The following is a 22,313-nucleotide window of genomic DNA, read 5'->3' on the forward strand; positions in this document are numbered from 1 at the left end:
CAACGCAGTCCGCTCCGAGGGCCCGCCTGCCCCGGCCTTTTCCGCCCAAACGCACAGGTGTCCCAGCTCACAACGGGTGCACATCCCGTTCACACGGCCACCGGGGTGAACACGGCCGGGTCACTGTCGGTGCGGTGCGGCATGATGCGGGGGTGACCGGACGACTGATGCTTCTCGACACCGCCTCCCTCTATTTCCGCGCCTACTTCGGCGTCCCGGAGTCCGTGAAGGCGCCGGACGGCACCCCGGTGAACGCGGTGCGCGGCCTGCTCGAATTCATCGACCGGCTGGTCAAGGACCACCACCCGGACGAGCTGGTGGCCTGCATGGACGCGGACTGGCGCCCGCAGTGGCGGGTCGACCTCATCCCCTCCTACAAGGCGCACCGCGTCGCCGAGGAGCGCCCCGAGGGCCCGGACGCGGAGGAGATCCCGGACACCCTGGCCCCGCAGGTGCCGATCATCGAGGCCGTCCTGGACGCGCTGGGCATCGCGCGCGTCGGCGTCGCGGGGTACGAGGCGGACGACGTGATCGGCACGTTCACGGCGCGCGCGAAGGGCCCGGTGGACATCGTGACCGGGGACCGGGACCTGTACCAGCTCGTGGACGACGTGCGGGGCATCCGCGTGCTGTACCCGCTGAAGGGCGTGGGGACGCTCCAGCTCACGGACGAGTCCTGGCTGCGCGAGAAGTACGGGGTGGACGGCCGGGGGTACGCGGATCTGGCGCTGCTGCGCGGCGACCCCAGCGACGGGCTGCCCGGCGTGCCGGGGATCGGTGAGAAGACGGCGGCGAAGCTGCTGGCCGAGTTCGGGGACCTGGCGGGGATCATGGCCGCCGTGGACGACCCGAAGGCCAAGCTGACGCCGTCGCAGCGGGGGCGGCTGGACGAGTCGCGGCCGTATGTGGCGGTGGCGCCGAAGGTGGTGCGGGTCGCGGACGACGTGCCGGTCCCGGAGGTGGAGACGGCGCTGCCGCGCGGGGCGCGGGACCCGGAGGCGGTGGCGGCGCTGGGTGAGCGGTGGGGGCTCGGGGGATCGCTGGGGAGGCTGCTGGGGACGCTGGGGACCGGCTGATCCGGAATGAGGGGGCGGGAATCGGGGGAGTAATGCTAACTTAGGTAAACCTAACCATAACAGCGTGGGAGGCCGTCATGTCAGAACGCCCGGCACGGAAGCCGCGGAAGCCCCACTCCGCGCGGGTCGTCCGCACTGAACGGCTCACCCCGCACATGCAGCGGGTCGTACTCGGCGGCGAGGGGCTGGCCGACTTCTCAGCCGGCACCTGCACCGACCACTACGTCAAGATCCTGTTCGCTCCCGAGGGCGTCTCCTACCCCGAACCCTTCGACCTCGAACGCGTTCGCGAGGAACTCCCCCGCGAACAGTGGCCGGTGACCCGCACCTACACCGTCCGCCACTGGGACGCCGAACACCGTGAACTGACCCTGGACTTCGTCCTGCACGGCGACGAGGGCCTCGCCGGACCCTGGGCGATGCGCGTCCAGCCGGGCGAGACCGTCCGTTTCATGGGTCCCGGCGGCGCCTACGCCCCCGCCCCCGACGCCGACTGGCACCTCCTCGCCGGGGACGAGAGCGCACTGCCCGCGATCGCCGCCGCCCTGGAGTCGCTGCCTGCGGGCGCCGTCGCCCACGCCTTCGTGGAGGTCGCCGGGCCCGAGGAGGAGCAGAAGATCGACTCCGATGTGGACGTCGTCTGGCTGCACCGCGGGGACCGGCCGGTCGGCGAGCTGCTCGCCGAGGCCGTCCGCGCTCTGCCCTGGCCCGAGGGCCGGGTGCACGCGTTCGTGCACGGCGAGGCGCACTTCGTGAAGGAACTCCGGCAACTGCTGCGCGTCGAGCGCCAGTTGGCCCGCGAGGAGCTCTCCGTCTCCGGGTACTGGCGGCTCGGCCACAACGAGGACGGCTGGCAGGCCTCCAAGCGCGAGTGGAACGCCCGCATCGAGGCGGAACAGGAGACGCCCGCGGCGTGATCCACGCCGTGCGGTGAGGAGTTGAGCGGTGAGGAGTTGGGCCCACCTCGGACACGCCCGCGTGACGCGCGCGCAACAGCACCTCCCTAATTTCTGTCACCCGACAGGAATACGTGCTGGAGCACGCGCCGAAGGCAGGTGCCGCCGTGACGACCACACCCCTCACCGACGCAAGAACCGATCCCCCCGCCGACCACTCCCTCGCGGAGTTCGGCTACCGCCAGGAGCTCCACCGCAGCCTCGGCCGGTACGCCTCCTTCGCCGCCGGCTTCTCCTTCATCTCCGTCCTCACCACCGTCTTCCAGTTCTTCGCCTTCGGGTACGCGTTCGGCGGCCCCGTCTTCTTCTGGGCCTGGCCCGCGGTCCTGCTCGGGCAGCTCGCGGTGGCCGCCTGCTTCGCCGAACTCGCCGCCCGCTACCCGATATCCGGGGCGATCTACCAGTGGTCGACCCGGCTCTCCACCCCCGCGTTCGGCTGGTTCGCCGGGTGGATCATGGTGATCGGCCAGATCGTGGTCGTCGCCGCAGCGGCCCTCGCCCTCCAGATGGTGCTGCCCGCCCTGTGGTCCGGCTTCCAGCTGATCGGCTCCGACCCCGCACCCACCTCGCCGGACGGCGCGGCGAACGCGGCGCTGCTCGGCGTGTTCCTCCTGGCCCTGACGACCCTGGTGAACATCGTCGACAACCGGGTCATGTCCGTGATCAACCGAGTCGGCGTCACCGCCGAGATCATCGGCGCCGCCCTCATCGTCGTCCTCCTGCTCACCCACTCCGAACGCACACCCACCATCACCTTCCACACCGCAGGCGCCGCCCAGGACGGCCTGCCCGGCGCACTGCTCGTCGGGTCCTTCACCGCCGCGTACGTGATGATCGGGTTCGACAGCGCGGGTGAGATGAGCGAGGAGACCCGCGATCCCCGGCGCACGGCCCCGCGCACGATCCTCACGGCCCTGACCGCCGCCGGCCTCCTGGGCGGCCTGATCGTCCTGGCCGGACTCCTCGCCGCCCCCAGCCTGACGGACGGCCGGCTGGCCACGGACGGCCTGAGCTACGTCCTGACGAGCAGCCTGGGCGACGGCGTGGGCAAGGCCCTGCTGGCGGACGTGGTGGTGGCGATCACGGTGGCCACCCTGGCCATCCAGACCTCGGCCTCCCGCATGCTCTTCTCCATGGCCCGCGACGGCCACCTCCCCTTCTCCGGCCCCCTCTCCCGGGTCGACCCCCGCACCGGTATGCCGACGGCTCCGGCCCTGGTCGTCGGCACCCTCGCGGCAACTCTCCTCCTCCTCAACTTCGCCTCCCCCGAAGCGTTCCTGGCCATCGGCACCACCTGCATCGCCATGCTCTACCTGGCCTACGCGATGGTCACGGGCCCCCTCCTCCTGCACCGCCTCCGCCGCACCTGGCCCCACCCCACCCCCACCACCACCGACGAAACCGGCGCCCCCCTCTTCTCCCTGGGCCCCTGGGGCCTCCCCCTCAACCTCCTCGCCCTCCTCTACGGCACCCTCATGACCCTCAACCTCGCCTGGCCCCGCGCCGCCGTCTACGACCCGGCGGGCGGCCACTGGTACTTCCAGTGGTTCACGGTGCTGTTCGTGGGGGCGACGGTGGTGCTGGGGGTGGTGTACCGGGTGGGGAGGAAAAGGGGGTAGCCGCAGGGCACGCGCGTCGTCGGGGGAGGCCCCACCCCGTACCCTGACCTGCCATGAGACGTCGCCGCACCTCCGCCCCACCCTCCCCCCTCCCCCAACGCGGCGGCGTCGACCCGGTACGGGTGAGGCTCCCCGGGGAGGGGACGTGGGCGACGGCCCGGGAGTATCTCGTGGAGCGGCTGAGCGGCGCCGGAGCCGGGGTCGTCGAGGGGTTGTTCGCTCAGGGAAGGGTCGTCGGAGCCGACGGACGCCCCCTCACCGAGGACACCCCCTTCACGCCCGGCGCATACGTCTGGTTCCACCGGGACCTCGCCCCGGAACCCCCGGTCCCGTTCCCCATCGACATCGTCCACCGCGACGAACACATCGTCGTGGCCGACAAACCCCACTTCCTGGCCACCACCCCCCGCGGCAGCCACATCACCGAAACCGCCCTGGCCCGCCTCCGCCGCGACCTCGGTCTCCCCACCCTCGGCGCGGCCCACCGCCTGGACCGCCTCACCGCGGGCCTGGTCCTGTTCACCGTCCGCCCGGAGGAACGCGGCGCCTACCAGACCCTGTTCAGGGACCGTGAGATCCACAAGGTGTACGAGGCGGTGGCCCCGCACACCCCGGCCCACGCCTTCCCCCTGACCCTCACCTCCCGCATGGAGAAGCCCCGCGCCTCCCTCACCGCCCTGGAACTCCCCGGCCCGCCCAACGCCGTCACGCACATCACCCGGCTGGCCCACCGCGGCCACCTGGCCCGCTACCGCCTCACCCCGGAAACCGGCCAGACCCACCAACTCCGCGTCCACATGGCCTCCTTGGGCCTCCCCCTCCTCGGCGACCCCCTGTACCCGGAGATCGAACCCCCCGTTCCGCCGACGGACTTCCACCGCCCCCTCCAACTCCTGGCCCGCGAACTCCACTTCACGGACCCGATCACCGGCCACGAGCACCACCTGCGCAGCGGACGGACGCTGGAGGCGTGGGAGTCGTACGAGGCATGGGCCGGGGGGAGTTGAGAAGCCCCCCGGCCTCACCCCTCAGTACCCCCGCCACCAGGTCAGCACCCGCTGCCACACCCCCGGCCGCCGTACCTCGGCCGGCACCGCCTCCTCGACCGCCACCGCCGCGCTCTCCTCGACGGCCTCGACAGGCTCCGCCTCGGGCACCGCCCGCCGACGCGACGGAAGAGGCCAACTCCCCCGGGGCTGCGGCAGATTCGCGTGGCTCGGCTTGTGATTGATCTCCTGCTGCGGCTTCGGTTCGAAGTGCACCGGCAAGGACACGAGATGCCGGGACGAGATGGACTGCGTGTACCGCAACTCCGCCTCAGGACAGTCGAGTTGCACATCGGGCAGCCGGAACAGCAGCGCGTCCACCCCCACGTCGGCGATGGCCCGCCCCACATCCTGCCCGGGACACTCGTGCGCCCCGCTCCCGAACGCGAGATGGGACCGGTTCCCCCGCATGTTCGCGGACAGATCGGGCCGCATCAGCGGATCGACGTTCGCGGGGGCGGGCGCGAAGAGCAGCCCGTCCCCCTTCCGGATCCGCTGCCCGCCCAGCTCCGTGTCCACCTTGGCGAAGTAGGCGAAGATCGTGCTGAACGGCGGATGGTCCCACAGGGACTGCTCGACCGCCTCCGGCACGGTCATCTGCCCGCCGTTCAGCTTGGCGTAGAAGCGGGGGTCGATGATGACCTGGAGCAGCACACTGGAGAGCAGGTTGACGCTGGCCTCGTAGGCGGCGAAGAGCAACAGCCGCAGGTGTTCCCGGACTTCGTCGTCGGTGAGCTTCGCGGGATGCGTGACGAGCTTGCTGGCGGCGTCGTCGAGCGGCTCGGCCCGCCGCCGGGCGGTCAGCCGGCTGAGCGCGTCCATCACGTACCCGTGACTGGCGATCGCGGTCTCGGTCCCCTTGAGCGCGTCCCGGGCGGCGTGCACGAGCCGCTCGTTGTACTCCTCGGGCATCCCGAGGACGTGGCACATGACGGCCATCGGCAGATGCTCGGCGAACTGCGAGACCAGCTCGGCCTTCCCGCGCTCGCAGAACTCGTTGACGAGCCGCTGGCTGGACCGGTTGATGTACCGCCTCAGGGTCCGGTCGTCGAGCCCGTCCATGGACGCCTTGACGGCCCCGCGCAGCCGCTTGTGCTCATCGCCCTCGGCATGCGAGGCGATCGGCTGCCAGGCGATGTGCGGCATGAGCGGGTGGTCGGGCTTGACCTGCCCTTCGACGAGCGGCGTCCAGATCCGGCTGTCGCGGGTGAAGTGCGTGGGCGAGCGCACCATGTGGAGGTTCTCGGCGTGCCCGAGGACGATCCAGACGGGCACGTCGTCGTGGAGGAGGACGGGTGCGACGGCGCCGTGCTCCTCGCGCAGCCGCTCGTACAGCGCGTTGAGATCCTCGGCGCCGGGCCCGAACAGCCGGGCGAGACCGCCCGCGCCCCGGCCGTGGGCGGGGCAGCCGGCGGGGGGTTCGGTGGTGGTCGTGGGGGTGTGGTCAGACGTCACGGGAAGTCGCTTTCAGGACGTGGTCACAAGCGTTCGGAGGGAGCGGGACGGGTCAGACGAGGGCGCCCTTGTCGATGAGGGAGTCGAGGAACTCCATGAGGGTGAGGAGGAGTTCCCGGCTGGAGGCCCGCCTGCGGACGTCGCACTCGATGATCGGGATCCGCGGACCCAGGTCAAGTGCCCCGCGCAGCACGGGAATCGGGTAACGCGGCCCGTCGGGAAAGGTGTTGACGCCGACGACGAAAGGCACCCCGCGCTCCTCCAGCCGCCCCATGACCTCGTAACTCACGTCCAGGCGCCGGGTGTCGACGAGGACGACCGCCCCGAGCGCCCCTTCGAAGAGCCCGTTCCACAGGAACCAGAACCGCTCCTGGCCGGGCGTCCCGAAGAGGTAGAGGACGAACTCGTCGCTGATCCGGATGCGTCCGAAGTCCATGGCGACGGTCGTCGCGGTCTTGGTGTCGGAGCCGCAGTCGTCGTCGACGCCGATCCCGGCCTGCGTCATCGTCTCCTCGGTGGTCAGCGGCCTGATCTCGCTGACGGAGCCGACCATGGTGGTCTTCCCGACGCCGAACCCGCCCACGATGACGATCTTCGCGGCGGCTGCGGTGGTGTGCGGGAGCCGGTCCTCGGCGCGTGGGCCGGGGAGCGTGTCAGAGGCGTTGAAGTCCATGCATCACCGCTTCGAGGAGGGACCGGTCGGGGATCTTCTGCCGGACGATCGGGGCGCGCGAGTCGAGGAGTCCGGCCGTCAGCATGTCCGTGATCAGCACGGACACCACGCTGAACGGCAGTCCGAGATACGCGGAGACCTCGGCGAGGGACAGCGGTGAGGCGCACATCCGCAGCACCACCGTCCGCTCGGGCCCGGTCGAGGGGTTCGGTTCGGTACGGGCCACGACGAGCGTGACGAGGTCGAGGGGGACCCGGTCGCCGTCCTGGCCGGAGATCGTGTAGAGCCGTTCGGGAGCCTTCTTCTCCTTCTCCTCCCCCACCGCTTCGGGCGGTTCGGGCAGGGGCCGCAGGTCGGCACGCCGCCGGCGTTGCGGAGGAGTCATACGGTCTGCCCTTTCCGCCGGGGCGGACTCGTGAGGTGCGATCCGATCCGGACGACGAGGTCGCGCATGTGCAGGCTCATCGCGCCGGGTTCGCAGCGCACGTCGGACAGCACGGCGAGGAAGGCGCCGGCGCCGGCGGCCATCAGGTAGAAGTAGCCGCCGTTCATCTCGATGACGACGAGCTTCATGTCGCCCTCGACGGTGGGGATCTCCTCGGCGACGGCCCCGGCGAGGCTCTGGAGGCCGGCGCAGGCGGCGGCGACGCGGTCGGCGGCGTCGGGGTCACCGCCGTAGCGGGCGATGCGCAGTCCGTCGGCGGAGAGCACCACGATCATCTCGATGCCCGGGACTCCGCTGTACAGCTCTTTGAGCATCCAGTCGAAGTTGGCGCGCTGCTTGATCACGTCGGGTCCCCTTCGTCGTCGGCCGCCATGGCCTTGTCGTCGATCAGGTGCAGGTATGCGGTGGGATTGCGGGTGAAGTCGGTGGGGTGGACGCCTTCGGGCGTGTTGTCCTTCAGGCCCGCCCAGAACGCCTCGAAGCCGAGACCGGGCGCGGGTCCGGAAGGAGCGGGTTTGGCCAGCACCCGTGCGGATGCCTCGGCCCACATCTGCTCCTCCGGATCGACCACCACCGGCTCACCTCGGGCGGCGGCCTTCTCGGCGGCCTCCTCCGCGAGCTGCCGGCGGTATGCCTCGGGGTAGGAGTCCAGGATGGAGACGACGGCCTTGCTGCGCCGCTGCGGCAGGCCCTCGGCGGTCGTCCCGACGACGTCGGGCACCTCGTCGACCTGCATGGACACGCCCTCCGGCAGGCGCGGACTGGTGGGCCGGCGCTTCTTCGGTTTGCGCTCGGGCCCCTTAATCCCGCCGAGGTCGAGGGTCGGGGTGGCGCCCGCGCCGATGCCGTGCGCGTAGATCGTCTCGGGGCCCTCGGTGAGCATCTCGGCGGGCACGATGAGGACGGCACGGACGCCGCCGTACGCCGAAACCCGCAGCGAGCACTGCATGTTGAACGTCGTGCACAGCCGGCCGACGACCGCGAGACCGAGTTGCGGGGCGCCGCCGTCGTCGTGGATGTCCTCGCCGCGCTTGGCGTCCTCCAGGATCCGTTCGACCTTCGCGCGGCCCTCCTCGCTGAGGCTGACGCCGGCGTCCTCGATCTCGATGGCGATCCCGGTCTGCACCTCGATCGCGTTGACGTGCACGATGCTCGCCGGGGGCGAGAACCGCGTCGCGTTGTCCATGAGTTCGGCGCAGGCGTGGATGACCGGCTCGACGGAGATACCGCGGATGTTGACCTTCGCGATCGACTCCAGCTTGATCCGCGGGTACTCCAGGATCCGGGACATACCGCCGCGCAGCACGCTGTACAGCGGCACAGGCGCGGGCCACTGCCGGCTCGGCCGGCCACCGCCGATGACACCGACGGAGTCCGCGAGCCGGCCGATCATCGCCGTGCCGTGGTCAATCCTCAGCAAGTCGTCGAAGACGTGCGGGTTGTTGCCGTGGTCGTACTCCATCTCCAGCAGTTCGTCGTTCTGCTGGTGGACGATCGCCTGGATCCGCCGCGCGACCGAGGTGTACGAACGCAGCGCGGAGTCCCGCAGGTTCTCCTGGTGCTCGACGATGTCCAGGACACTGTTGACGACGCCGGCCTGGGCGCGGTCCAAGTCGCGGAACGTGGGGTCGATGCCCGGCATCAACTGGACGACCTCGCGCGGGGAGTTGCCCGCCCTGAGGACCTTCACCGCGGTGGGGATGTGGTCCTCGACAACCCTCAGGTTGAGGGTCGCGTACGCCTCGATACGGCGCTCCAGGGCGGCCGTACGCCGCTCCGCGTCCGCCTTCAGCTCGCGCAGCCGCCGGCCTCGCCGGACCACCTCGACGGCCGTCATCACCACCAGCATCGTGGCCACGGCCCCGCACACGCCGACCGCGACCCGAGCCGACCGCGGGACCAGCGCGACAGCCGCTCCGCTCACCGCGGTCATCAGTATCGCCGGGGGCAACAGCACCCGCGCGAAGGGGCGTTCACGCCCGGTCGGGGACTGCGCCGGGACTTGAGCACTCACCATGGGGACCCTCTGTCGGGAATTGTCCGCATCTTCAGAACATTCGGGAACAAGCGCACGAATCCATCTCAACCGGGTGCGCTGCGGGCGAGCTTAGTCCGACCGGATCAACGCCGCGTCATGTTCGGCAACCGCCTGAGACGGATCCCCCGACAGAGGTATGGTCGTTCGTTTTAAACACTGCGAACACGTTCGAATGCGAACAGTAACTCCGTACAGACATACGACAGTTCAGACGCCGACGACCCTCAACGCGGCGTCAGCGGTGGCCCGCGCGAACGCGGACACGTCCCGAGCGGGATCGGCCCGCCGGACCAGAATCACACCCTCGATCAACCCGAAGACAAGATCGGTCCGCACCTCAAGCTCTGCCCCCTCCAGCCCCCCGGCCTCCCCCACCAACTCCCGGTAAGCCCCCTTGAGTTCCTCCCGAGCAGCCCGGAACCCCGCGAACCCCTCCCCCCTCACCTCGGGCAGCAGATAAAGCCCCCCGAGATTGAACTCCCCACCGCACAGCACCTCGACATCAGCCCGGCACAACTCCCACAACCGCTCCCGGGCCCCCCGCCCCACCTCACCGAGCAACCCCCGCGCACAGGCGAGCGAAGGCGCCACCGTCGACTCCAGCAACGCGACGAGCAGCTCCTCCTTCCCCGACACGTAGTGATACATGGTCGCCTGCCGCATCCCGGCCCGCTCAGCCACAGCCCGAGTACTGGTAGCCGCATACCCGTCACGAGTAAAAAGCTCCGCGGCAGCCCCCAACAACTCCCCCCGAGGATCCACCCCCACCCCCACCCGCTCCACAGCCCGAGGCCGCCCCACACGCCGTCCACCTGGGCTATTCATAAACCGATCCTCGCACAAGCCGTAACACAGAGGCGAACAACCCACACCCACCGCACACGCGAACCACGCCTTTCAGGGGCGCGGGGAACTGCGCGCCCAGCCACAGCGATCCCGCACCCGGCAACGGAAAGCACCCCCCAAACCCCACACCCCCAGGGGGTCTGGGGGCTCGCCCCCAGGGATGGGACGGGTAGGGGCGGCGGGGGCGAAAAAAGAGCGACCGGCAACCCCGCCGAAACAACCGAGCAATCCCCCCGAATCCCCCCACCCCTAATTTCTGCCACACGACAGAAACCCCACCCACCCGCCCGCCGGAGGCGAAATGCCCACAGCCACCCCCCACGGAGCCCAAGCCCACGCCCGATCCCAAGAAGGCACCCACGCCGACAACATGCCCATCGTCCCCGCCACCACCTGGCCCAACCCCCCACCCCAAGCAGGCCACTTGACCTGGGCCGAAACAGTCGCAGGCGGCAACTACACCCACCGCACCCTCTCCAGAGGAACAGAACTCCGCCTCACCGACCTCGAAGGCGACGCCTGCGCCCACCTCCTCCTGTACACGGACACCCGCCCCTGGGAACGCCTCAACGTGGCCGACACGGTAAAGGTCCAGTGGAACGCGTACCTCACCCCCGGCTCCCTCCTCCTCTCCGACCAGGGCAGAGTCCTCGCCACCCTGACGGAAGACACCTCGGCCCACCACGACACCCTCTGCGGCACCAGCACCCTCGCCCACAACACCGCCCGCTACGGCGACGGCACCCCCCACTCCCCCACCCCCGCCGGCCGGGAACTCCTCAAACTGGCGGCGGCCAAGAACGGCCTGACCCCCCGAGACCTCCCCCCGTCCCTCTCCTTCTTCCAGGACGTCCACGCGGAAGAAGACGGCACCCTCACCTTCACCGGCTCCGCAGGCCCCCACGCCGGCGTCACCCTCCGCATGGAACAGGACGTGACGGTCCTCATCGCAAACGTCCCCCACCCCCTGGACCCCCGCCCGGACTACATCAGTACCCCCCTCGAAGTCCTGGCCTGGCACTCCACCCCCACCACGGACACGGACCCCCTGTGGACGGCCACCCCGGAATCCCGCCGGGCCTTCCTCAACACCACGGAATTCCTCACCGCAAGGGGCCGCTCATGAGCGTGACGACAGTGGTTCCCCCCAGGGCCGCCTGGTCGGCAACCCTCCTCAGGGGCGAAACCCTCACGATCACAGACCTCCACGGCAACCAGGCCGTCGACTTCCTGGTGTACGACGCCCACGACACGACGATCCGCTACAGCGCCCCGGACACCGTCCACGCCCAAGGCAACCTCTTCCTGACGACGGGAAGCGTGCTGCTGTCGAACGAACACACGCCCCTGATGACGGTGTCGAGGGACGACGTCGGCCGCCACGACACCATCGGCGGCGCCTGCTCGAAGGAGTCCAACACCCTCCGCTACGGCCACCACACCTGGTCCCAGCACGCCTGCGTGGACAACTTCCTCGCGGAGGGCGCCAAGTACGGCCTGGGCAAACGGGACTTGGTCTCGAACATCAACTGGTACATGAACGTCCCCGTCGAACAGGACGGCACCCTCGGCATAGTCGACGGCCTCTCCTCCCCCGGCCTCTCCCTCACCCTCCGCGCGGAGTGCGACGTCCTGGTCCTGGTCTCCAACTGCCCCCAGATCAACAACCCGTGCAACGGCTTCGACCCGACGGCAGTGAAGATGACGATCGAAGAGGCGCCAGGGACAGGCGAGTTGACGAAGGAGACGGCCCCCGAATGACCGCGCCCCCCGGAACGCCCCGCCTTTTCGACACCCTCCTGATCGCCAACAGAGGCGAGATAGCCACCCGCATCATCCGCACGGCCCGCCAACTCGGCCTCCGCACAGTCGCCGTGTACTCCGACCCCGACCGCGACTCCCCCCACGTCCGCCTGGCCGACGAGGCAGTCCGCCTGGGCCCGGCCCCGCCCAAGGACTCCTATCTCGACGCCGGCCTCGTCCTGAAGGCCGCCGAGGACACCGGCGCGGGCGCGATCCACCCCGGCTACGGATTCCTCTCGGAGAACGCCGACTTCGCCCGCCGCTGCGAGAACGCGGGCCTCACCTTCGTCGGCCCCACCCCCACCCACCTGGACCTCTTCGGCGCGAAACACACGGCGAGAGCGGCAGCCCAGGCCGCAGGCGTCCCCCTCGCCCCCGGCACCGGCCTCCTCACCTCCCTCGAAGAGGCCCTGGAGAGCGCCGAGTCGATCGGCTACCCGGTGATGCTGAAGGCCACCGGCGGAGGCGGCGGCATCGGCATGTCCGCCTGCCACACCCCCCAGGCCCTCACGGACGCCTGGGAGTCCGTGCACCGAGTCGCCACCGCCTCCTTCTCCTCCACCGGCGTCTTCCTCGAACGCCTGGTGGAACACGCCCGCCACATCGAGGTCCAGGTCTTCGGCGACGGCACCGGCAAGGTCGTCACCTTCGGCGACCGCGACTGCACCCTCCAACGCCGCAACCAGAAGGTGATCGAGGAGGCCCCGGCCCCCCACCTCCCCGACCACATCCGCACCCGACTCACCCAGAACGCGCACGACTTGTGCGCCTCGGTCGCCTACCGCTCCGCCGGCACCGTCGAGTTCGTGTACGACGCCGCCCGCGAGGAGGCGTACTTCCTGGAGGTCAACACCCGCCTCCAGGTCGAGCACCCGGTCACCGAGGAGATCCACGGCGTCGACCTGGTCGCCTGGATGCTCCGCCTCGCCCAGGGCGAGAGGGACGTCGTCCGCACCCCGCCCACTCCACACGGCCACGCCGTCGAGGCCCGCCTCTACGCCGAGGACCCCACCCGCGAACACCGCCCCAGCGCTGGCCTGTTGACGCAGGTCGCCTACCCGGACGGCGTCCGCGTCGACGGCTGGGTGGAGACCGGCACCGAGGTGACGACGTCGTACGACCCGATGCTCGCGAAGGTCATCGCCCACGGCACGGACCGCGCCGACGCCCTGCGCCGCCTCGCGCAGGCACTGGCCACCACCCGGGTCGACGGCATCGAGACGAACCTCGGCGTCCTCCGAGCGGCCCTGGAGAACGGCGAGTTCAAGGCGGCCACGCACTCCACGGCGACCCTGACGACGGTCACCGATCCCACCCCCCGCATCGAGGTCGTCACCGCCGGCACCCTCACCACCGTCCAGGACTGGCCCGGCCGCACCGCCCACTGGCAGGTCGGCGTCCCCCCGTCCGGCCCGATGGACGACCGCTCCTTCCGCCTCGGCAACCGAGCCCTGGGCAACCCGGAGGGCACGCCCGGCCTCGAATGCACCCTCCAGGGCCCGGAGTTGAGGTTCACCCACCCGACGACCGTGTGCGTGACCGGCGCCCCGGCCGAGGTCACCGTCGACGGCACACCGGCACCGCAAGGGCAGCCGATCACCGTCCCCACCGGCGGCACCCTCACGGTCGGCGCCCCCACGGAACACGGCCTGCGCACGTACATCCTCTTCGCGGGCGGCCTCGACGTCCCCCGATTCCTGGGCAGCGCGAGCACGTTCACGCTCGGCCGGTTCGGCGGACACGGCGGCAGGGCACTGCGCCCCGGTGACGTCCTGCACGGCGGCGAACAGCGGGACACCACCGAAACAGCCCCACCAGCACTCCCCTTCACCGCCACCTGGCACCTCGCCGTGACCGAAGGCCCGCACGCCGCCCCGGAGTTCTTCACCGAGGCCGACATCCACGACTTCTACGCCGCCGACTGGAAGGTCCACTTCAACTCCGCCCGCACCGGCGTCCGTCTCGTCGGCCCCAAACCCCGCTGGTCCCGCACCGACGGCGGCGAAGCCGGCCTGCACCCCTCCAACATCCACGACACCCCGTACTCGGTGGGCGCCGTCGACTACACCGGCGACATGCCGGTCCTGCTGGGCCCCGACGGCCCCTCCCTGGGCGGCTTCGTCTGCCCGGCGACGATCCTCTCCACCGAACGCTGGAAACTGGGCCAACTCCGCCCCGGCGACACGGTCCGCTTCACCCCCGTCGACACAACAGGCGCCCCCCGCGAGGAGATCCAGGACGGCGGCGTCCTGGCCCGCGACAGGGACGTCACGTACCGCCGCAGCGGCGACGACAACCTCCTCGTCGAATTCGGGCCCATGCAACTGGACCTGGCGCTGCGCATGCGCGTCCACGCCTTGATGGAGTCGGTCACGGAAGCGGCGATCGAGGGCGTCACGGACCTCACCCCAGGCATCCGCTCCCTCCAGATCAAAACGGACCCGACACGCCTCCCCCTAAATCACCTCCTTGACAGAACAAGGGAGTTGATCAACACCCTCCCGCCCACCGCCCAGCTCACCGTCCCCTCCCGCACGATCCACCTCCCCCTCTCCTGGGACGACCCCGCCACCCGCGAGGCCATCGCCCGGTACATGGCGGGCGTCCGCGACGACGCCCCCTGGTGCCCCTGGAACATCGAGTTCATCCGCCGCGTCAACGGCCTCGCCACGGTGGACGACGTCCACCGCACGGTCTTCGACGCGGAGTACCTCGTACTCGGCCTGGGCGACGTCTACCTGGGCGCCCCGGTGGCCACCCCGCTCGACCCCCGCCACCGCCTGGTCACCACGAAGTACAACCCCGCCCGCACCTGGACCGCCGAGAACTCCGTCGGCATCGGCGGCGCGTACCTGTGCGTCTACGGCATGGAGGGCCCCGGCGGCTACCAGTTCGTCGGCCGCACCACCCAGGTCTGGTCCCCCTGGCAGCAGCGCGGTGCCTTCGAACCCGGCAAGCCCTGGCTCCTGCGCTTCTTCGACCGCATCAAGTGGTATCCGGTCGACGCGGACGAACTCCTCGGCCTGCGCGCCGACATCATCTCGGGCCGCTTCGCCCCTCGCGTCGAGGAGGGCACGTTCTCCCTCGCCGAGTACGAACGCTTCCTCACCGAACACGCCGACTCCATCGACGAGTTCAGACGGACGCAGCAGCAGGCCTTCGACGCCGAGCGCAAAGCCTGGGAAGCGGCAGGCGAGTTCGCCCGCGCCGACGCGGCCGACACGTCCCCGCCGCCACCCGCCCAGGTCGAACTCCCCCCGGTCGGCCGTCTCGTCGAGGCCGAATTCGCCGCGTCCGTCTGGCAGGTGAATGTCCGTCAGGGCGACGAGGTCACCACCGGGCAGCCCCTTCTGGTCCTGGAGGCGATGAAGATGGAGTCCCGCATCGACGCCCTGTCCCCCGGCATCGTCCACGAGATCCTGGCCAAGCCGGGTGACCAGGTGGAAGCGGGCACAGCGCTCCTCATCCTGACCCCACCCTCACCCCAGTCGTGAACTGAAAGGGGCGCCCACTCATGCCCACCCCCCAACTCCTCGCCCGGGTCCGCGCCGCCTACTCCCGTATCGAGGCCGTCGACCGCCCGGAAATCTGGATCACCCTCCGCCCCCAGGCAGACCTGGAGACCGAGGCCGAAGCACTGGAATCCCGCCTCGGCTCCGGCGAACACCTTCCCCTGGCCGGTCAACTCCTCGCCGTCAAGGGCAACATCGACGTCGCGGGCCTCCCCACCACAGCGGCCTGCCCCTCGTACGCGTACGACCCCCAGGAGGACGCCCCCGTCGTCGCCCGCCTCCGCGCGGCCGGTGCCCTCGTCCTCGGCACCACCAACCTCGACCAGTTCGCCACCGGCCTCGTCGGCACCCGCTCCCCGCACGGCCCCGTCCGTAACGCCCACGACCCGTCCCGCATCAGCGGCGGCTCCAGCTCCGGCTCAGCCGTGGCAGTCGCCCTCGGCATCGCGGACCTGGCCCTCGGCACGGACACCGCAGGCTCGGGCCGAGTCCCGGCGGCCTTCAACGGCATCGTCGGCCTCAAACCGACAAAGGGCCTGGTCCCGACGACCGGTGTCGTCCCGGCCTGCGCCTCCCTCGACTGCGTCACGATCTTCGCCCGCACCCTACGAGAAGCCGAACAGGCCCTCTCCCACATGACGACCACCCCCACCCTCACCCCACCCCGCCCGCCGGGCCCTTGGCGCGTAGCCATCGCATCCCCGGACCACCTGGGCGAGTTGGCCGAAGGCTGGCAACAGGCCTACGACGAAGCGGTCCACCAACTCCGCACAGCAGGCGCCGAGATCCGCACCCTGGACCTCACCCCGTTCACCGAAGCGGCGGCGATGCTCTACGAGGGCGCTTTCGTCGCCGAACGCTACACATCGGTAGGCGCGTTCATCGAAAAGGCGACCCCCGACCTCGACCCCACGGTAGCCACGATCATCACCCGAGCCCGCGACATCCCGGCCCACCAACTCTTCACGGACCAGGAGAAACTGACAACTCTCCGCACCCGAGCCCTGAAGGAACTGGCCGACGCGGACGCCCTGTTGCTCCCCACCACCCCAACTCACCCCACCCTGGCAGAAGTAGCAGCCAACCCCTTCACCACAAACGCCCACCTGGGCCGCTTCACCAACTCCACCAACCTCTTCGACCTGGCGGCAGCAGCGGTCCCCGCCGGCAAGGTAAACAACCTCCCCTTCGGCGTCATGCTGATAGGCCCGCCCCACACGGACGAACGCCTGACAAAACTCGCGGAGTTGCTGACACCAGACGTCCACCTGGCAGTAGTCGGCGCCCACTTGACGGGCCAGCCCTTGAACCCCCAACTCCTCACCCTGGGCGCAAAGTTGCACAGCACCACCAAAACAGCCCCGTACTACCGCCTGTACGCCCTGAACACGACGCCACCGAAGCCGGGTTTGGTGCACGTGGGCGAAGGAGGAGCCCAGATAGAAACAGAAATCTGGAGCATCCCCCCAGAGGGCCTGGGCCGCCTCCTGGCAACCCTCCCCCGACCGATGACACTGGGCAAAGTAGAGCTGGCGGACAACGCCCAAGTCACCGGCTTCCTCTGCGAACCAGCAGCACTGGAAAACGCAGAGGACATCACGGCCCACGGAAGCTGGCGTGCCTACATCAACAAACGGTAGAACGACGCCCTCTTTTTTAGGGGCGCGGGGCTGTATCTATTTGCGGCTACCGCCGCGTGGGCGCGACCAGCCACGAAGCACCCGCACCCGCCCCTAAAACCCTCACCCCACCGACGAATAGGCAACCACCCCCCGCAACACCCCCTCAACGGCCTTCCGCGCAGCCTTCGGCACAGTAGACCCCTCCGAAGGCGCCGCGGCAGCGATCTGCCCCAGCACATCAATCACCTGCTTGCACCACCGCACAAAGTCCCCGGCCGGCATCTCCGCCTCCCGAAGCACCTCGTCCAGCCCCTTCCCGGACGCCCAGGAGTAGGCAGCCCAGGCGAACCCGAAGTCCGGCTCCCGCTGCCCCACCCCCTCCGTCTGGCTGATCCGGAACTCCTCCTCCAGCCCGTCGAGCCGCCCCCAGATCCGCACCATCTCCCCCAGCGCGGCCTTGGCCGCCCCGGACGGCACCTTGGGAGCCATCGCATCGTCCCCGACCCGCGCCTCGTACACCAACGCGGAGACACACGCGGCGAGTTCGGCGGGCGACAGCCCTTCCCACACCCCGGCCCGCAGGCATTCACTGGCCAGCAGGTCGAGTTCCCCGTACAACCGGGCCAACCGCCGCCCGTGCTCGGTGACTTCGTCGCCCCGCAGATAGTCCAGCTCGGTCAGCAGCGCGACGATCCGGTCGAAGGTCCGGGCGATCGTGTTGGTCCGCCCCTCGATCCGCCGCTCCAACTGGGACGTGTCCCGCAGCAGCCGGTAGTACCGCTCGGCCCACCGAGCATGGTCCTCCCGCTCGTCGCACCCATGGCAGGGATGCGCCCGCAACTCGGTGCGCAGCCGGGAGATCTCCCGGTCGTCGGCGGCCTGCGCCCGCTTCTTGCGGGCCCGCTCCGGCGGAATGTGCCCGGCCTTGGACCGCAGCGCGGACGCGAGATCACGCCGCGACTGCGGCGAACGCGGATTGAAGGTCTTCGGGATCCGCATCCGGTCGAGCGCCTCGACCGGCACGGGGAAGTCGATGGACGCGAGCCGCTTGACCTGCCGCTCGGCGGTCAGGACCAACGGCCGTGGCCCGTCGTGGTGTTCGAACCCCCGGTGCCCGTTGGCCCGCCCGGCCGACAGCCCCGGATCGAGGACGAGCGCGAGCCCGGCGAACTTCCCGGTCGGGACGTGGATGATGTCGCCCGGCTTGAGCCGCTCCAGCGCGACGGCCGCCTCGGCACGCCGCTGTGAGACGCCCTGCTTGGCCAACTCGGTCTCGCGGTCCTTGAGTTCACGCCGCAGCCGGGCGTACTCCTCGAAGTCCCCGAGGTGGCAGGTCATCGACTCCTTGTAGCCGTCGAGCCCTTCCTCGTTGCGCTGGACCTGCCGGGAGATCCCGACGACCGACCGGTCGGCCTGGAACTGCGCGAACGACGTCTCCAGCAGCTCCCGCGACCGATGGCGCCCGAACTGCTCGACGAGGTTGACGGCCATGTTGTACGACGGCCGGAAACTCGACTTGAGCGGGTACGTGCGGGTGCCCGCGAGCCCGGCGAGGTGGTCGGGGCTCATGGCCCGCTGCCAGAGCACGACCGCGTGCCCCTCGACATCGATCCCCCGCCGCCCGGCCCGCCCGGTGAGCTGCGTGTACTCCCCCGGCGTGATGTCGGCGTGCTGCTCGCCGTTCCACTTGACGAGCTTTTCGAGGACGACGGACCTGGCGGGCATGTTGATGCCGAGCGCCAGCGTCTCCGTCGCGAAGACGGCCTTGACGAGCCCTCGGACGAACAGTTCCTCGACGACCTCCTTGAACGTCGGCAGCATCCCGGCGTGGTGCGCGGCGATGCCCCGCTCCAGGCCCTCCAGCCACTCGAAGTAGCCGAGGACGTGCAGATCCTCACGCGGGATCGCGGCCGTCCGCTCCTCGACGAGCGCCCGTACCTCGGCCCGCGCGTCGTCGTCGTTGAGCCTCAGCCCGGCGTACAGGCACTGCTGGACGGCGGCCTCGCAGGCGGCGCGGCTGAAGATGAACGTGATCGCGGGCAGCAGGCCCTCGGCGTCGAGCCGCTCGATGACCTCGGGCCGGCCCGGCGTCCACACGCGTGAGCGGGATCTGCGCTCCCGCTCCCGGTCGGCCTCCCGCATCCGGCCGCGTTTGCGGTCCTGGTAGGAGGGCCTCTGCGCCTCCATGCGGGCGAGGCGGGTGAGGTCGGGGTTGACGGCCTTCTTGCTGCCCTCGCCCTCCTCGAACAGGTCGTACATCCGCCGCCCGGCCAGCACGTGCTGGAACAGCGGCACCGGACGGTGTTCGGAGACGATGACCTCGGTGTCACCGCGGACCGTGTCGAGCCAGTCGCCGAACTCCTCGGCGTTGGAGACGGTCGCGGAGAGGGAGACCAGCGTCACCGACTCGGGGAGGTGGATGATCACCTCTTCCCAGACGGCGCCCCGGAACCGGTCCGAGAGGTAGTGCACCTCGTCCATCACGACGTACCCGAGGCCGAGCAACGTCTGCGAACCGGCGTACAGCATGTTCCGCAGCACCTCGGTGGTCATCACGACCACCGGGGCATCGGAGTTGACGCTGTTGTCGCCCGTCAGCAGCCCGACCTTGTCCGCGCCGTAGCGGCGGCACAGGTCGGCGTACTTCTGGTTGGAGAGCGCCTTGATGGGGGTCGTGTAGAAACACTTCTTCCCCTGCCCCAGGGCCAGATGAACGGCGAACTCGCCGACGATCGTCTTGCCCGACCCCGTAGGAGCGGCGACCAACACCCCCTTCCCCGCCTCAAGCGCCCGACACGCCTCGATCTGGAAGGCGTCGAGCCCGAACTCATACATCTCGCGGAACCCGGCCAGCGCGGTCGCCTGCTCGACAGCACGCTCGCGCGCCGCCGCATACCGCTCAGCCGGGGAGAGGTCCTCTGTCATCGTGCTTCGAGCGTACCGGCCCCCACTGACAACGGGACGATCATTATCCGGATACCGCGCGAAACGAAAGCGGCCGGACGCCCTGTCGGCGTCCGGCCGTGTCCCGGCGTGGTCCAGCGGTCACGTCACGTCGTCGTACCCGTTGACCCGGTCGTTGTTCGACGCTCCCGGCAGTGCGCGGGAGGAGCCCACGGACTCGACCTCGCCGATGTCCGAGGGGGTCAGGTCGAGCTCGGACGCCTCGTCGTCGGAGGGGCCCATCTCGTCACGGCGGCGCTTGCGGCGGTCGTTGAGGATCGCGAAGCCGGTGGCGATGAAGTAGAGCGCGACGATGGGGGCGGCCAGCGACAGCATCGACACCGGGTCGACCGTCGGCGTGGCGAACGCCGCGAAGATCGTGACGCCCATGACCATGCCGCGCCACCAGCCGAGCATCCGCTTGCCGGTGACGATCCCGGTGAGGTTGAGCAGGACCAGCAGCAGAGGCAGCTCGAACGAGAGGCCGAAGACGATCACCATGCGGGTGACCAGGTCCAGCAGGTCGTCGAGCGGCAACAGGTTGACCGTGTTCGCGGGGGTGAGGCCGATCATCACCTCGGCCGCGGCGGGCAGCACGTGGTACGAGAACCAGGCGCCCGCGGCGAACAGCGGAGCGCCCGCGGTGACGAACGCGTACGCGTACTTCCGCTCGTGCTTGTGCAGGCCGGGGGCGACGAACGCCCACAGCTGGTAGAGCCAGATCGGGCTGGCCATGACGACGCCCGCGGTCAGCGACACCTTGATCATCAGCGTGAACGGGCCCATCAGACCCGACATCGTAATGCTGCCGCAGGCCCCTTCCTTCTGCTTCGCCAGCTCCGTGAACGCGGTCTTGCAGCCCACCTGGTGCCGGATCGGCTCCGTCAGGATGTTGATGATGTCCTGGTAGTAGACGGCCCCGATAATCGCGCACAGGACGATGGCGAGAACCGCCTTGCCCAGGCGGTTACGCAGCTCACGAAGGTGCTCCACCAGGGGCATGCGCCCCTCGGGGTCCTTCTCCTTGCGGGCAGACTTGAGCAACCCACGTTCCCATCTCGTGCGGTGGGCCGGAGTTCACCGGCCCTGCGTCAGCGCTTGGTGGTGTCCGTCGGCTCGGTGACCGGGCGGGAGCTGGTCACGTCGCCGGGAGCCGCCTGGATGGTGCGCTGCGTCTGGTCGCCGGGGGTGGGCGGAGCGGACGGAGCGGCAGCGGCGCTGCCACCCTCCTCCTTCATCGCCTTGGCCTCGCTCTTGAGGATCCGCGCGGACTTGCCGAGCGAGCGGGCCATGTCGGGAAGCTTCTTCGCGCCGAACAGCAGGATGACGACGACGAGGATCAGAATGATCTCGGTGGGGCCGAGCCTACCCATAGCTTTTACCTTCTTCACCGAGGCGACGTGGTCCGAATACCTGGCCGGCCGGACATCTGTCCGACCATCGTGCTGTCAGCGATCGTAACGCTCAAGGGTGAACGCCAGGCAATCCCCGTGCGTACTCCCTGTTCCGCGAATCGGGCCTCGTTCTCCGGTCCGCGACCAGCAGCGTACCCGCCGCACCCGCCCACGCGGGAGGGCGAAGTAACCCAAATCGCATCCGGCGCCCGACTCACAGAACCGCCGTAGCGGCACTCACAGCGAGTCCGCGGCCCGCGCGGCGCTCACCGCCGACCTCTCCAGGTCCTCCGCGGCCCGCCCGATCCGCTCCGCGGACACCGCGACCTGCGCCCCGAGCCGCCGCGCCGCCACGAACACCCGCACCGCGAGCACCCCCAGCACCAGCAGCCCGAGGAACCCCACAGCAACCGCGACCATCGCCCAGAACATGCCCCGAGCGTAGCGCTCCGCGGGACGTGCGATGACGGCCCGCCCGGACCGCTACATGCCCTGGAGCCGCAGCGTCCGCACCCCGCCCTCCAGCAGCAACCCCACGATCCGCTCCCCCGCCGGCTTGCGCACCGACACCTCGCAGTCGGGGCAGGTGAAGGAGTAGAACGTCGTCCGCTCGCTCCCCCCGAGCGCCAGCATGAACGCCTCGGCCCCCAGCTCGAACCGCCCCCGGCACTCGGGGCACCCCGCGGTGAAGACGACCGGCGTGACCGCCTCGATTCCCACGTCCTTCATACCCGCGAAAGCGGTCGCCACCGTCATCCCCGGGCCCTCGGACAGCTCGCTCACCCCGCCGCCCCTCCCGCCCCGGCCTCGTCGTATGGGATTACCCGGCCACTTCGGGGTGGTCAGACCCCAGGACGACACGTGCACGGCCGCCTCGATGATCAC

Annotated in this window: 19 protein-coding genes; 8 read left to right on the plus strand and 11 right to left on the minus strand. The window is 70.0% G+C overall.

Translation table 11 applies throughout. The features are described from left to right. The first annotated feature begins 152 nt into the window (after positions 1–152). The 4 genes from ACVNF4_RS07510 to ACVNF4_RS07525 all read left to right on the plus strand — a co-directional run bounded on the left by ACVNF4_RS07510 (position 153) and on the right by ACVNF4_RS07525 (position 4,658). Positions 153–1,076, plus strand: coding sequence for a 5'-3' exonuclease (locus tag ACVNF4_RS07510; RefSeq protein WP_461801897.1), 924 nt, complete (start codon positions 153–155; stop codon positions 1,074–1,076). Between the two features lie 77 nt (positions 1,077–1,153). Further along, positions 1,154–1,993 (plus strand): siderophore-interacting protein, encoded by an 840-nt coding sequence (locus ACVNF4_RS07515; RefSeq protein ID WP_461801898.1) that lies wholly within the window; start codon positions 1,154–1,156, stop codon positions 1,991–1,993. Positions 1,994–2,139: 146 nt separating this feature from the next. Then, a complete protein-coding gene (locus tag ACVNF4_RS07520; protein ID WP_461801899.1) occupies positions 2,140–3,651 on the plus strand; it encodes an amino acid permease in 1,512 nt (503 codons plus the stop codon). Positions 3,652–3,704: 53 nt separating this feature from the next. Further along, positions 3,705–4,658: a pseudouridine synthase gene (locus tag ACVNF4_RS07525; protein WP_461801900.1), complete on the plus strand. Its 954-nt coding sequence runs from the start codon at positions 3,705–3,707 to the stop codon at positions 4,656–4,658. Positions 4,659–4,679: 21 nt separating this feature from the next. On the opposite strand, the gene ACVNF4_RS07530 is transcribed toward ACVNF4_RS07525, so the two are convergent. From ACVNF4_RS07530 to ACVNF4_RS07555, 6 genes are all read right to left on the minus strand, one after another. Beyond that, positions 4,680–6,152, minus strand: a complete 1,473-nt coding sequence (locus ACVNF4_RS07530; RefSeq protein ID WP_461801901.1) for a cytochrome P450 — start codon at positions 6,150–6,152, stop codon at positions 4,680–4,682. A 52-nt stretch (positions 6,153–6,204) separates the two neighbouring features. Continuing rightward, a complete protein-coding gene (locus tag ACVNF4_RS07535) occupies positions 6,205–6,825 on the minus strand; it encodes a GTP-binding protein (RefSeq protein ID WP_461801902.1) in 621 nt (206 codons plus the stop codon). Further along, positions 6,806–7,210: a DUF742 domain-containing protein gene (locus tag ACVNF4_RS07540; RefSeq protein WP_461801903.1), complete on the minus strand. Its 405-nt coding sequence runs from the start codon at positions 7,208–7,210 to the stop codon at positions 6,806–6,808. Before ACVNF4_RS07540 ends, ACVNF4_RS07535 begins: the two co-directional genes overlap by 20 nt. Further along, complete coding sequence (locus tag ACVNF4_RS07545) at positions 7,207–7,614, minus strand: roadblock/LC7 domain-containing protein (RefSeq protein ID WP_461801904.1); 408 nt, start codon at positions 7,612–7,614, stop codon at positions 7,207–7,209. Before ACVNF4_RS07545 ends, ACVNF4_RS07540 begins: the two co-directional genes overlap by 4 nt. Next, positions 7,611–9,287 (minus strand): ATP-binding protein, encoded by a 1,677-nt coding sequence (locus ACVNF4_RS07550; RefSeq protein WP_461801905.1) that lies wholly within the window; start codon positions 9,285–9,287, stop codon positions 7,611–7,613. Before ACVNF4_RS07550 ends, ACVNF4_RS07545 begins: the two co-directional genes overlap by 4 nt. 228 nt (positions 9,288–9,515) lie before the next feature. After that, complete coding sequence (locus ACVNF4_RS07555; RefSeq protein ID WP_461801906.1) at positions 9,516–10,133, minus strand: TetR/AcrR family transcriptional regulator; 618 nt, start codon at positions 10,131–10,133, stop codon at positions 9,516–9,518. A gap of 322 nt (positions 10,134–10,455) precedes the next feature. Here ACVNF4_RS07555 and ACVNF4_RS07560 point away from each other — a divergent pair, with 322 nt between their 5' ends. The 4 genes from ACVNF4_RS07560 to atzF are packed head-to-tail and all read left to right on the plus strand — an operon-like array spanning position 10,456 to position 17,109. Further along, positions 10,456–11,280, plus strand: coding sequence for an urea amidolyase associated protein UAAP1 (locus ACVNF4_RS07560; protein WP_461801907.1), 825 nt, complete (start codon positions 10,456–10,458; stop codon positions 11,278–11,280). Further along, positions 11,277–11,915, plus strand: a complete 639-nt coding sequence (locus ACVNF4_RS07565; protein WP_461801908.1) for an urea amidolyase associated protein UAAP2 — start codon at positions 11,277–11,279, stop codon at positions 11,913–11,915. Before ACVNF4_RS07560 ends, ACVNF4_RS07565 begins: the two co-directional genes overlap by 4 nt. After that, positions 11,912–15,451 carry a 5-oxoprolinase/urea amidolyase family protein gene (locus ACVNF4_RS07570; protein WP_461801909.1) on the plus strand — a complete coding sequence of 1,180 codons (3,540 nt, stop codon included), beginning with the start codon at positions 11,912–11,914 and terminating at the stop codon, positions 15,449–15,451. The genes ACVNF4_RS07565 and ACVNF4_RS07570 overlap by 4 nt, the downstream gene beginning before the upstream one ends. Positions 15,452–15,471: 20 nt before the next feature. Beyond that, complete coding sequence (gene atzF / locus ACVNF4_RS07575) at positions 15,472–17,109, plus strand: allophanate hydrolase (protein ID WP_461801910.1); 1,638 nt, start codon at positions 15,472–15,474, stop codon at positions 17,107–17,109. 102 nt (positions 17,110–17,211) lie between these two features. Here atzF and ACVNF4_RS07580 read toward each other — a convergent pair whose 3' ends face one another. From ACVNF4_RS07580 to ACVNF4_RS07600, 5 genes are all read right to left on the minus strand, one after another. Beyond that, entirely contained in the window at positions 17,212–20,016 is a 2,805-nt protein-coding gene (locus ACVNF4_RS07580) for a DEAD/DEAH box helicase (RefSeq protein WP_461801911.1), read from the minus strand. Positions 20,017–20,136: 120 nt separating this feature from the next. Then, complete coding sequence (gene tatC, locus ACVNF4_RS07585) at positions 20,137–21,078, minus strand: twin-arginine translocase subunit TatC (protein ID WP_461801912.1); 942 nt, start codon at positions 21,076–21,078, stop codon at positions 20,137–20,139. A gap of 47 nt (positions 21,079–21,125) precedes the next feature. Continuing rightward, entirely contained in the window at positions 21,126–21,407 is a 282-nt protein-coding gene (tatA, locus tag ACVNF4_RS07590; RefSeq protein WP_461801913.1) for a Sec-independent protein translocase subunit TatA, read from the minus strand. A 258-nt stretch (positions 21,408–21,665) separates the two neighbouring features. Further along, positions 21,666–21,860, minus strand: a complete 195-nt coding sequence (locus ACVNF4_RS07595; protein WP_461801914.1) for a hypothetical protein — start codon at positions 21,858–21,860, stop codon at positions 21,666–21,668. Positions 21,861–21,911: 51 nt separating this feature from the next. Beyond that, positions 21,912–22,184: a hypothetical protein gene (locus tag ACVNF4_RS07600; RefSeq protein WP_461801915.1), complete on the minus strand. Its 273-nt coding sequence runs from the start codon at positions 22,182–22,184 to the stop codon at positions 21,912–21,914. Between the last annotated feature and the right edge of the window lie 129 nt (positions 22,185–22,313).

It is taken from the genome of Streptomyces sp. S6 (genome assembly GCF_054880855.1).